The sequence below is a fragment of the Companilactobacillus metriopterae genome, from assembly GCF_002762335.1.
Classification (GTDB): domain Bacteria; phylum Bacillota; class Bacilli; order Lactobacillales; family Lactobacillaceae; genus Companilactobacillus; species Companilactobacillus metriopterae.
Window position 1 is genome coordinate 195,658 of sequence record NZ_CP024610.1, and the last position, 12,269, is coordinate 207,926.

Sequence of the window (12,269 nt, forward strand, 5' to 3'; positions counted from 1 at the left end):
AATAATGGTTTGTACCTCCAATTTTCTAGTGTTACTCTTAAAACATCAAATTATTGGAGGTTTTTTTATGTTAGTGGGTAGTATTGAAGCAGGTGGTACAAAATTCGTATGTGCTGTTGGTGATGAAGACTATCGCATCAAGGATAGTGTCAACTTCCCCACAACAACACCCAAGGAAACAATTCAACAAGCAATTGATTTCTTCAAACAATATGATATTGAAGCACTAGCAATTGCATCTTTTGGACCTATTGAGCTAAGAAAGAATTCATCTAAATATGGTTATGTTACATCAACACCTAAACCACACTGGTCAGACACTAATTTTGTGGGAATGATCAAGGAACAATTGGATATACCTATATTCTGGACTACTGATGTTAATGGTTCAGCATATGGTGAATATGTTATGTCTACTCTTACAAATGAAAAAATAGACTCTCTTGTTTACTACACTATTGGTACTGGTGTAGGTGGTGGAGCTATTTCAAATGGAGAATTCATCGGTAACGTTGGACATCCCGAAATGGGACACACTTTCTTGAAACGTCATCCTGAAGATTTGAATTTCAAAGGAATTTGTCCGTTCCATGACGACTGTTTAGAAGGATTAGTAGCTGGTCCTACCTTTGACGCACGTTTAGGTAAAAAAGGTAAAGATGTCCCTCTAACAGATAAAACATGGGATATCATGGCATACTACGTTGCACAGGCTGCCATTCAAGTTACTTTGATTTTACGTCCTGACAAAATCATCTTTGGTGGTGGTGTAGTTAGCGAAGGATTTTTAGAAAAAGTTCGTGATCAATTTAAAACATTACTTCATGAATACGTTGAAGTTCCCGATTTAGATAAATATATCGTGATGCCTTCAGTACAAAATAATGGTTCTGCTACGGTTGGTGATTTTGCTCTAGCTATCAGAGAATTAGAAAGTTAAACATAAAAAAAGAATCTTACCCAAAGGTAAGATTCTTTTTTTATACATTACTTTTATTGACACGAATACCTGAAATAATATCATCCAAACTAATCAAACTCATCTCTCGCTCAGAAGCTGCCTGAACTTGAGCATACTTTGATTCCAAAACATCTTGGATATTTGCTCCAACTAAACAGTTGGGATTTGTATCTTCATCGACATGTAACAAACTTCCGGATTCATCAACAGCGCGATAAATATCCAATAAAGAAATATCACTAGGTTGACGTGACAATTTTGGTGATACTTTTCCTGGGCTAGTAATTAGAAGATCGGCGTTTGAAAGCTGTGACATGATCCTTCTAACTAAACTGGGATTTGACTCCATACTAGCTGCCATAATAGCACTTGAAGGATTTTCATCCTTGAATATTTCTATATATGAAAGAATATGCACCGCATCACTTAATCTATGTGGATATTTCATTTAAGTTCCTCTTTATTTAATTAATTCTTTTAGTTGTTCTGACAACGGTTCGATTGATCTACCTAGAACTTCTGTGATGTCAGCATCATTACCATCTAGTCCGCCTTCACGAATCATTGTTTGGAATGATGTCACAAGAAGAGCAGTTCCTTCATCCAAACCACTTTCTTTCAGACCATTAATATACTGTTCGTCTGATACTTGTTCAATATCAAAATTGACTCCAGAAACTTCTTGTAATGCTTTAGCCATTTCACCATATGTAATTGCAGTTCCTGCAAATTCATAAATATCTTTAGTATTATCTGATGCTAAGACTTTTGCAGCAGCTTCTGAATAATTTCTTTCTAGTGTCCATCCAGCTTTACCATCTCCGGCAGAATATACAAACGGATTACCATTTAAAGCCTTGTTGATAGTTCCTATTTCGTTTTCTAGGTACCAATTGTTTCTTAAGAATGAATATGAGAAACCTGCATCTTTAATAAGTTTTTCTGTCTCACGGTGATCTGAAGCTAAAGGATTCTTCGCTACATCAGCCTTAGGGAAACTAGTGTAAGCAACAAACTTAACTCCCGCAGATTTTGCAGCATTCACAACATTTCTGTGTTGATCAATACGTGCAACTTCTCCACCAGGTTGTGATGAAATAAATAGTAATCTATCTACTCCAGACAAAGCCTTACTCAACTCTGATTCGCTTGAATAATCTGCTTGGCGTATTTCTATTCCTTCTGGCAAAAGCTTTTGAGCTTTTTCAGGATTTCTAACGATTGCTACAATATTTTCTAAATCTACTAATTGAGATAATTCTTTAACTGCATTCTTTCCAAATTTACCTGTTGCTGTTGTAATTGCATATTTCATAATTATATTTTCCTCCAACTTGTTACTTTTAATGTAACTTGTACTATTTATAGTAACACGTTAATTTTTTTATGCAAGTATTTTGGGCAAAAAAAAAGAAAGTATCTATTATACTTCCTTGTCGTATTTCTTTTTAGTTCTAAAAATAAAGAACTTACTGAAGATATAATTCAACGCAATTACTATTACGTTAGCAAATACCTTAGTGATCATTGCGTTAGCATGTAACAATGAAATACCGATTGTCATTGTTCCTTGATCAAAGACCCATGAACCTGCTCTAAACAAGAAAAATAAAAAGATTTCACGAAGCAACTCTGTAAAAGACGGCGCGTGAGACTTAAATACCCATAGTTTGTTAGTTATATAGGCAAACAATACCGAGGCAAAGTATGCAACAACGTTAGCTATCTGGTAATTCCAACCTAAGGATTTATCTAGAAAACCGAATAATACAATATTTAAAAGTGTTGTTAATACACCAAATACTACATATGGTATGGCATCTTTATATTTTTCCCAATATTTTTCTATCATAGATAAAATCTCCTAATGACTTAATTTCCAGTTTTTGTATCCTAATCCAAGGAAATAGGCAATTACTTCAAAAGTACTGATAAAGAATGTTACTGGCCAATTTGTAACAAAGGCTAGATACAATCCCAACCACACTCCTGCTAAAGATAATCCAACTGAAACCATTATTAATTTAGGTACTGAATGTACCAGGTATTTTGCTGTTGCTCCTGGTAAAGTTAACAAGACAAATACCAATAAAGAACCAACAACTTGGGCACCTATACTTACACTCAAAGCCAGTGTTACTAAGAAAATGACTGAGAGAGATTTGGTTTTTAATCCACTTGCCTTAGCACCAACATGATCAAACGAATCGAATGATAATTTTCTATAAAAGATAATAAAAATTAAAATTACAAATACAGCTAATAAGATCAACTGAGTAACTTCACTGTTATCAATACCTACAATACTTCCAAATAGAATATTAGTAGCATAAGAACTAGATTCTGAAGACAAAGACAAGAACAATATTCCTAATCCAATGAATAGTGATGATATCGAACTAATTGAAGCTTCTCTTCTAGAAGACTCACTACTTAATCCTCCAACTGCAATGGAGCTGACTAAAGTGAATAAAATCATCCCTATCAATGGTGAAATTCCTATCAGGATAGCAAAACTAGCACCTGCAAACCCAATCTCAGATAACGTATGTGTCAAAAATGACATATTCCGTGAGACAACAAAAACTCCAACTATACCAGCAGTTATTGCGATAAAAGTACTAGCAATAAAAGCATCTCTCATAAATTCGTAAGCAAACATTTATCCGACCCTCACTCAAACATATCTTCTGATATAGATTTCACATCAACACTATTTATCTGATGATTTTCAAAAAGTAACGCACGATTTGTGTACTTCTTTGTTAAATCATAGTCATGAGTAATAAAAAGAACTGTGATATTTTCCTTTTTATTTAATTCACTAACAAGATCCATCAATTGATACTTTACATCCACATCCATGCTGGCTGTGGATTCATCTAATATCAAAATTTTAGGATCATTAATTAGTGCTTGTGCCAAATAAGCTTTTTGCTTCTCACCACCTGAAGCTAATCCCAAGGGACGAGACTGCAAATCAGTTAGATGAGTTTTATTGAGAATATTGTTAAGCTTAGCTTTATTTTGGTCTCTTTGAGATTTTAAAAAGGAAAATTTTTGGTTTAATGTAACAAAATTTTTAATATCCAAAGGATAATCCAAATCAATATTACGAAATTGCGGAACATATCCAATCTCGCTAGATTTGTTTATTTTGATTTCACCACTAGTTTTCTTTTCTAAACCCATCAACATTTTAATTAAAGTAGTTTTACCTGATCCATTAGGACCAACTAAACTAACAAATTCACCTTCATTAATTGAAAAATTAACATTTTCAAAGACCAGTTGTTGACCGAATTTTTTTGATAAATTCTTTACTTCAATCACGACTTATTTTTGCACTGCCTTTTCTATTTGATTTAAGTTTCCGTTCATCCATTCATAATACCCTATATCACTTGGTAGTGTCTCGGTAAATGAGATTACAGGGATATTATTTTCCTTGGCAATTTTGGTCATCTTTGTAACTATGCCACTACTTACTTGCTTGTTTACAATTAAAAAATCAACCTTGCCATTCCTAAGTCCATCTTCCATATTTTGAATATCTTCTACAGATGGATCAGTATCATCTTCAATTGCTTTGGCAAAATGCTCATTCTCAACTGAAATTCCTAAATCTCTCAACAAATAATATGGAAGAGGTTCTGTAATATATGCTTTCTTACCTTTTGTGATTTCCTTTAAATCAGCTTCTCTAGTTGTTAATTTTCCTAATTTTTTTGAATATTTATCATAGTTAGACTGATAATAATCTTTATTTTTAGGATCACGTTTTGAAAGTTGATTTTTAACAGCTTCGCTTAATTTTAAAACATTGTTAACACCAAACCAAACGTGTTCATTTTGACCATTCTTTTTCTTAAGAACACCACTTGCCAAGTTGATTTCGTTGCCTGATTTATTATTAGAATCAATTAGCTTATTGATCCAATCATCATAACCTAGTCCATTTGCAACAATTAAAGTTGAATCTGAAACATTCTTAGCATCATTGATTGTAGTTGTAAAACTATGTGGGTCAACATTAACTGATTTAATAATTGATTCTACCTTATACTTATCGCCAGCAATACTTTTGACTGGTTCAACATAAGTATTAACAGTGGTTGTAATGATTTTTTGATTTGACGTTTTCTTTGCAGAACAACCACTAATTATTATGATAAATGTTAAAACTAAAATTAAGCTTAACTTTTTCATCCCATTCCTCCAAATACTAATATAAAAAAATAAAGAGACTAGGCAAAAATGCTAGTCTCTTTGTTGGTAGTTAATATATAAGTCTTAAAAAATGTTATCAGACTCAATTTAAAAATGCAAGTTTACTACCAGATTTGCATATATCTACCGTCAGAAGAAACAACATAACTTCCTAATGGAGAATCTGAATTTTTTGAATAAATATTGATTTGGTAACCTGATAAACCATTGAATGTAGTTTGTCCGTTTGCTAGATATTGAGAAGTAGATCTATCATATGTGTTTTGTAATTGATCTGCTAAGTAGGTAATAGCTTGATCAGAAGTGGTTATTGATTGGTTTGAACTAGTAGATTGTGTCTTTGCACTAGTTGTAGTTGATGAGTTAGTGTTTTTTGCAGAATCTGTTGATTTAGAATCATCGTCAGATTTTGCAGTATCATTGCTCTCATTATTGTTCTTTGAATTATCAGATGATGAACTAGGTTTGTTATCATTTGATTTCTTTGCTGTGGCAACATCTGTCGCGTGGTTATTAGACTCTGTATCTTTTTGTGTTGAACAACCAGCTACTGTTACTCCCAACAAAATAATTGCAATGTATGATAGCTTCTTAAACATAGTCACTACCCCCTCTCTGTAAAACCATTATATATAATCTATAAACAGATGAACTAATTTACAAGAAACCTTAATAAATACTTTCGAAATCTATAACTTCTTTATTTCTAATCTTTAAGGCTAATTCTATTGTTTTATCTGCAATTATACTCTGTGCATCGATAACAGCGTATTCGTGATCTGGTGCCTTTGCTTGGGCAAATGATAATTCTGTACATCCCAAAATAATAGCATCGCAATCAAATTTTTCTTTCATCACTCTTAAAATTCCGTAATATTTTTCAGAATCAACCTGTCCATTTTCTTTTATGTCATCATAAATTAAACTTTCAACTTGATCTTGAACTTCTTGATCACCCAATGAATAATCATAGCCAGCTTGCTTAAGTTCATCTTCATATATATGATCCGCAATAGTTCCTTTAGTTGCGATAAGACCTATTTTTTTGGCTGATGGATAATTCTTCTTTATAGAAGAAACAGCTAAATTAGGCATATGAATCAATGGAATATCTGTAACTTCTTGCAATTCCTTGTAATAATAATGAGCAGTATTACATACCATGACAAAAAATTCAGGTTTAAGTAAACTTTGTTGTTTGATGTCTTCCAGTAATGGAGGTAAGAAACTTGGTTTACTATGATCCATAATATGCTCTGTTCTATCAGGGACTGTAGCATGATTTACTAATATATAGTTCAAGTAATCTTGATCTTTTTTAATGGGAGTCCGTTCATTCAAAAGATTGATAAAACTTTCTGTGGCTAAAGTTCCCATACCACCAATAATTGTAAAGAATTGTTCCATATTAAATACCTCTGTTCTCCAATTCAGCCACAAAATCTTTGGCTATTTGCGTATCACCTTCATAAGGAGTATCCACACCATTTATTTTTTGATAAGGATCGCTACCTTTAGCGGCTAAAATAACTATATTGGATGGCTTATTGTTTGAAATTGCTTCCTTGATGGCAGTTTTACGATCAAGAATTGTTTTAACTGATACTTGCGAATGATCAATCTGAGAATCAATTTCTCGACAAATATCAGCAGGATCTTCGAATCCCGGATCATCTGTTGTCAAAATTGCTTGATCAGCCAGTTCCGTCAAAACTTTAGCAAAACCACTCCTTCTTGAAATTCCCTTATTACCAGGTGAACCAACTACTACAGTTATTTTTGAATCAGGATACTCTGTCTTCAAAAAATCCATCAAAGCTTTCATTGATGCATAATTGTGTGCGTAATCAACAAAAATATCCCCATGATCTTTTGTACTGATATGTTCCATGCGGCCAGGGATCTGCGTCTCTACTAACCCTTTAAAAATATCTTCGTTTCTTGCACCTTCAATTTTAGCTGCAATTATTGCAGCAGTAGCGTTAGATTCATTGAAGTCACCAACTAAACTTAATTTATATTCACCATTTAAGTCTAGTTTACTTGCCTTTTCTGTAACTGATTTTACATCAAAAATTGAATCACTTAATGTGGCTTCCTTACTTTCAAAAATAACATCAGATTCATCAGCATTACGTCCATATAAATAAACATTATCATCAGAACTAGTTTGTAGTGCTGCTTCTTTGACTGTTTCTAATTCGTTAGTTTCAGAATTGATAATATTTACCTTTGAATTAATTAGAAGCTGCTTCTTGCAGTTCAAATAATCTTCAAAAGTAGGGTGTTCATTTTCACCAATATGGTCTGGTGAAATATTCAAAAATCCCCCAATATCAAATTGCAAGCCATAAACTCGGTAACGTTTGTATGCTTGAGAAGATACTTCCATAACGAGATGGGTCATTCCCTTATCAACGGCTGTTCGCATATCTCTAAATAATTCGAGAGATTCTGGAGTTGTAAGATCAGACTTAAATTTATCCTCTGGTTTTGGTCCCACAATTCTATCAACAGTAGAAAATAGTGCAACTTTATTAGGATAAGTACGATTTAAAATATTGTAGATAAAATATGAAGTAGTAGTCTTACCCTTGGTCCCAGTGAAAGCTGTGATAGATAAGCTACGCTCTGGATTGCCATAGAATAGTGCACTCAATAAAGCTAAAGATTTTTGAGCATCTTTAACGATAATATAATCGATTTTGTCACTATATTTTTGTTCAGCAACATAAAGTTTGGCACCATTAGAGATAGCACCCTCTAAATATTCTTTTTTAAAAGTTGTTCCCTTGCAAAAAAAAGCACCGTTAGTTTGATCTTCCAAAGAATTGTAACTAACGTTGCTTAAATTTTGATTTTTATCAGAGATATTTTGTTCAACAATCAAATCATGTTCACTTAATAAATTAAGAGCTTCTTCAATATTTAAATTCATCTTTATCTCCTAAAATAGGTTTTTAAAAAAGTCTAGAAAACTGTCCCACCAAGATTTATGTGGTGTAGAAGTTTTTTTAGTTGTTACTTTTTTGGCAACATTTTTTTCAGGCAAGAAACCATATTCTAAATTTGTAGGTAATATCTTTTTGTCGGTATTTGTTCTAAAACCTAATGCCGTTTTAGAAACACCATATTCTAGTGCTGCAGTATTAACATCATTTTTAATCCATAAACCAATATTCTGATTTAATTTATAGCTTTGACTTGCAGATACTTTTACTTCTTGATCTTTATTCAGAACATCTTTATAAACATAGTTTTCATTTACGTATCTCATCAATGTTTGAGTGCTACGATATCTTTTGTCTAGATTATCACTATTTCCTTTAGCGTCCATAACAATTGTTACCAATCGACGACCTTTGAATGGAAGTGTACCTACAAAAGAATCACCTGCTTGGGTAGTTGTTCCTGTTTTCAATCCGTCAAATTCATAACCTTCTTGATAGTCACGATTTCCTTTTAGCAATAGATTAAGTGAAGTATAGGTATGAGTATCTTTACCATTTGAGAATGCGAATTTTTGTTTAGATGTAGTCTTAGTTATTTCAGGGTACTCTGACAAAACATGTTTTGTCATGATGGCTAGATCGTTGGTAGTCATCTTATTCTCGCCATCTTTGTTTCCAAGATACATCCCATTTTTCAATGCAGAATTGTTCAATCCAGAAACATTATTGATTTCTGCATCTTTAATTCCCCAATCATTAAGAGTTTTGCGCATTTCTTTTACAAAATCAGCCTGATTACCTGAAACTTTTTGAGCTAACATCATCGCTGCCGAGTTAGATGAAACAATCCAAGCAGCATCATAAAGATCTTTAACTGTATATGATTGATCAGTTTTAAGTGAAACATTTGATAATTCATCTTTTTGAGTCATATCAGCTTGTTGCTTTGTTGGTGTTAATTTATCAGTATATTTTATTTTTCCTTCATCAATAGCTTTTGTGACCAAATATAGTGTAAGTATCTTAGTAATTGAGCCAATTGCTACTTGTTTATCGGGATTTTCAGAATATAAAATTTGCCCAGATTTTTGATCAAAAACCATAGCAGCAGACGCTTCAGAGATTTCTTCTGCTGCTTTAGCTGGTTTTACATTAATAATCGGAAAGATCATTACCATGAGGGTAAAAATAATTGCGATTTTTTTCATCATCTTTGACATTTTAACTCCCACTAAAATTTATTTTGTAATTGGAAAATGAATAATAAATGATGTCATATGTTCATCAGATTTCACTTCAATGTTACCATCATGCATTTTTACCAAACTTTTAGAAATTGCTAATCCTAGACCAGATCCACCAGTTTCTTTTGATCGAGAATCTTCAACACGATAAAATCGATTAAATAGTTGTGGTAAAGATTCATCAGGAATTGGAGTTCCATTGTTGGAAATTGAAACTACGATTTCATCATCTAACTGTTTGGCGCTTAGCCATAAATGAGTAGCACCTTCGCCATATTTTAAAGCATTAGTTATTAAATTGTTAAATACACGGCCTAACTTATTTGTATCACCTTGCATAATAATACTTTCTGGTTCAGTTGATACATCAATTTCAATGCCACGCTTATTAGCCTCTAATTCAAAATCAGCCGATAATTGATCTAACATTTGTGTCATATCAAATTCTGATTCATTTAACTGGCTCATCTTACTTTGCAAGTTACCAAATTCAAAAAGAGCACTAACTAAGTTTTGCATTTCCAATGATTTTTTGTAAGCAACATGTGTATATTTGAAAAATTGTTCTTGATCAGCAATATTTCCTGATTCAATTAGACCTAAGTATCCAATGATCGATGTCAAAGGTGTACGCAAATCATGACTAATATTGGCAATCAATTCATCTTTGCTATTCTCAGATTCTTTTTGCTCACGAATATTTTCATTTAAACTAGAAACTAACTCATTGATATTTTCTACAACAGGTTGTAAGCTTCTGTTCACTTTAAAATCAAGTCTCTTTGATGTATTACCTGAAGTTATCTCAAGTACTGTATCTGCCACACGACTTAATTCGAATTGATTATAAGCTTTTTTAGCAACGTGTAGTGATAATAGTATTTCGATAATCTCTATCAAATAAAACCATAATATAGTGTCAACCGAATTGAAGATGCGACCAAATATATAGCCAATAGCATCTATTACACCACTAAAACCATTGTGCATTAAAAATGAATATGAAATTCCTATAAGTAGTAAATTAATTATTTGAAACAAAAGAAAGGTGCCTATTCCTTGGAATAGCAAGACACCTTTTTCTCTTGAAGTTAGTTTGATTCGTTCTTTCAAAATCAAACCTCCACTTTATAGCCAACGCCCCAGACAGTTTCAATAACTTTCTCGCCGTCTGTTGCCTCTTCTATTTTATCTCTCAAATGTGATACGTGAACCATAACCGTTTTGGCTGAAACAACTGACTCTTGTTTCCAAACACGTTCAAAAATCTCATCTGCTGAATATACTCGATTTGGGTGACTTGCCAATAAATACAATACTCCAAATTCAAGTGCTGTAAGTTGGACTTTAACACCCGAAGATGTAACTACTTCATGAGAATCCTTGAATATAGTAATGGGTCCTACCTCTAACTTGTCAGGAACATTCTTAGACGATTGTTGTTCACTACGTCTTAACAATGAACGCACACGAGCCATGATTTCCAAAGGATTGAACGGTTTAGTGACATAGTCATCGGCACCAGTAATCAAACCTTGGATTTTATCCATATCAGTTGTCTTAGCTGAAACAATAATGATTGGAATTTGTGAATTTTTTCTTACTTCTTTAACAACACTAATACCATCTAGTTCAGGCATCATAATATCTAGGATCATCAAAGAAATATCACTATATTCTGCAAGTTTTTCCAATGCTTCTTGTCCAGAATTTGCAGATACTGGTTCGTATCCTTCATTCTTAATGTAGATACTTAGAAGTTCTACAATTTCTTTGTCATCGTCTACTACTAAAATTTTCATATTATATCCTCAATAGTCACTAATTTCACAATATGTTAATATTATACAATAAACTAATCCCGATTAAAAATAGTCATGAAAGAGAAAGTAATGGAATATCTAAAAAAGAGAATCAGATTCATATTAATTTTTATCTTTTCGATAATTGTACTATTTTTTGTTCATTACGAAATGGCAAAAAAACCTGAATTTGCAAACAGCACTCGTATGATTTGGACTACAAATCTACTAAACATCTTCTGTGGTGGTTTTGCATTATATTCTGTGGTGCAATTTTTCAGAGTTAAATAAAAAAGATTCTACCTAAAGGTAGAATCTTTTTTATTTTAGATGAATCCTCGTTCTGTAATTCCGAATTGTCTTCTAAATAGGAAACGTCCTCCATAAGCAACAACAGCGATTACTATATAGAATGTTCCGTTAAGCGCAGGATTAAACATTGATGGAACAACACTTGTTAGTGCCAATACACCAAACATTACTACTAATCCAACTAACATATATCCTATTGTAACCATTAGTCGTGGTCGCTCTGACTTAGGTTTCTTCATTTGTTGGTTAACCCATGTTAATAGGTAACCCCACATACCTGAAAGAATTAACAATGTAACAACACCCATTTGTTGTCCTTGCTTTGCACTTTGTTTAGTCATTAATCCCATTATTCCGTACATAATAGCAAACAATGCTAAGAATAATAATGATGTATCCAAACCCAATGCCCAGAATGGTGATTTCTTAACTGGTTTTGTTGGATGAACAATGTCATTAACTTTTTGCGATACAGGACCATACAATTGATTAGCAGGGATACCTTTAATTTGATTAGAAACTATCTCTGGAATCAATTCATTGATAACTTGTTGTGCTTCATCTTCAGTAAAGCCATCATTAACGAGAGTTTTATTTAATTTGAAAACATACTCTTCGTTTTTGTTAGTCAATTTACTGCGTAAATCTGAAACGTCAGTAGTTAAGATTTGTTCCTCAGTTTCTACACTTTTTTCACGTTTTTCGACTTTTTCTTTTTGTTTATTTGTAGCTTTTTTGTTCTTTTCTCTTAAATCATCAGACATTAAAG

Annotated in this window: 15 protein-coding genes; 2 read left to right on the plus strand and 13 right to left on the minus strand. The window is 32.7% G+C overall.

Annotated features, from left to right (window positions below):
- Nucleotides 1–67 precede the first annotated feature (67 nt).
- Nucleotides 68–940, plus strand: coding sequence for a fructokinase ScrK (gene scrK, locus CS873_RS00990; protein ID WP_099974030.1), 873 nt, complete (start codon nucleotides 68–70; stop codon nucleotides 938–940).
- Between the two features lie 40 nt (nucleotides 941–980).
- Here the strand turns inward: scrK and CS873_RS00995 are convergent, their stop codons facing one another.
- The 12 genes from CS873_RS00995 to CS873_RS01050 all read right to left on the minus strand — a co-directional run bounded on the left by CS873_RS00995 (nucleotide 981) and on the right by CS873_RS01050 (nucleotide 11,188).
- A complete protein-coding gene (locus tag CS873_RS00995; RefSeq protein WP_099974031.1) occupies nucleotides 981–1,409 on the minus strand; it encodes an Rrf2 family transcriptional regulator in 429 nt (142 codons plus the stop codon).
- A 12-nt stretch (nucleotides 1,410–1,421) separates the two neighbouring features.
- Nucleotides 1,422–2,276 carry an SDR family oxidoreductase gene (locus CS873_RS01000; protein WP_099974032.1) on the minus strand — a complete coding sequence of 285 codons (855 nt, stop codon included), beginning with the start codon at nucleotides 2,274–2,276 and terminating at the stop codon, nucleotides 1,422–1,424.
- A 108-nt stretch (nucleotides 2,277–2,384) separates the two neighbouring features.
- Nucleotides 2,385–2,813, minus strand: a complete 429-nt coding sequence (locus tag CS873_RS01005; protein ID WP_099974033.1) for a GtrA family protein — start codon at nucleotides 2,811–2,813, stop codon at nucleotides 2,385–2,387.
- Nucleotides 2,814–2,825: 12 nt separating this feature from the next.
- A complete protein-coding gene (locus tag CS873_RS01010) occupies nucleotides 2,826–3,623 on the minus strand; it encodes a metal ABC transporter permease (RefSeq protein ID WP_099974034.1) in 798 nt (265 codons plus the stop codon).
- A gap of 11 nt (nucleotides 3,624–3,634) precedes the next feature.
- The gene (locus tag CS873_RS01015; RefSeq protein ID WP_099974035.1) at nucleotides 3,635–4,294 is read right to left on the minus strand and encodes a metal ABC transporter ATP-binding protein; all 660 of its coding nucleotides are present in this window, start codon (nucleotides 4,292–4,294) and stop codon (nucleotides 3,635–3,637) included.
- 3 nt (nucleotides 4,295–4,297) lie between these two features.
- Nucleotides 4,298–5,170, minus strand: coding sequence for a metal ABC transporter solute-binding protein, Zn/Mn family (locus CS873_RS01020; protein ID WP_099974036.1), 873 nt, complete (start codon nucleotides 5,168–5,170; stop codon nucleotides 4,298–4,300).
- A 125-nt stretch (nucleotides 5,171–5,295) separates the two neighbouring features.
- Nucleotides 5,296–5,790, minus strand: coding sequence for a hypothetical protein (locus CS873_RS01025; protein WP_099974037.1), 495 nt, complete (start codon nucleotides 5,788–5,790; stop codon nucleotides 5,296–5,298).
- A gap of 70 nt (nucleotides 5,791–5,860) precedes the next feature.
- Nucleotides 5,861–6,598, minus strand: coding sequence for an amino acid racemase (locus CS873_RS01030; RefSeq protein WP_099974038.1), 738 nt, complete (start codon nucleotides 6,596–6,598; stop codon nucleotides 5,861–5,863).
- Nucleotide 6,599: 1 nt separating this feature from the next.
- The gene (locus CS873_RS01035; RefSeq protein WP_099974039.1) at nucleotides 6,600–8,129 is read right to left on the minus strand and encodes a UDP-N-acetylmuramoyl-L-alanyl-D-glutamate--2,6-diaminopimelate ligase; all 1,530 of its coding nucleotides are present in this window, start codon (nucleotides 8,127–8,129) and stop codon (nucleotides 6,600–6,602) included.
- Between the two features lie 9 nt (nucleotides 8,130–8,138).
- On the minus strand, nucleotides 8,139–9,353 hold the full coding sequence (locus tag CS873_RS01040) for a D-alanyl-D-alanine carboxypeptidase family protein (RefSeq protein WP_245823065.1): 1,215 nt from the start codon (nucleotides 9,351–9,353) through the stop codon (nucleotides 8,139–8,141).
- A 27-nt stretch (nucleotides 9,354–9,380) separates the two neighbouring features.
- Complete coding sequence (locus CS873_RS01045; RefSeq protein ID WP_099974041.1) at nucleotides 9,381–10,499, minus strand: sensor histidine kinase; 1,119 nt, start codon at nucleotides 10,497–10,499, stop codon at nucleotides 9,381–9,383.
- Between the two features lie 2 nt (nucleotides 10,500–10,501).
- Nucleotides 10,502–11,188 carry a response regulator transcription factor gene (locus CS873_RS01050; RefSeq protein WP_099974042.1) on the minus strand — a complete coding sequence of 229 codons (687 nt, stop codon included), beginning with the start codon at nucleotides 11,186–11,188 and terminating at the stop codon, nucleotides 10,502–10,504.
- Nucleotides 11,189–11,278: 90 nt separating this feature from the next.
- Between CS873_RS01050 and CS873_RS01055 the strand changes: the two genes are divergently transcribed.
- Nucleotides 11,279–11,479: a hypothetical protein gene (locus CS873_RS01055; protein ID WP_099974043.1), complete on the plus strand. Its 201-nt coding sequence runs from the start codon at nucleotides 11,279–11,281 to the stop codon at nucleotides 11,477–11,479.
- Nucleotides 11,480–11,514: 35 nt separating this feature from the next.
- Here CS873_RS01055 and CS873_RS01060 read toward each other — a convergent pair whose 3' ends face one another.
- A complete protein-coding gene (locus tag CS873_RS01060) occupies nucleotides 11,515–12,264 on the minus strand; it encodes a DUF1129 domain-containing protein (RefSeq protein ID WP_099974044.1) in 750 nt (249 codons plus the stop codon).
- Nucleotides 12,265–12,269: the final 5 nt, after the last annotated feature.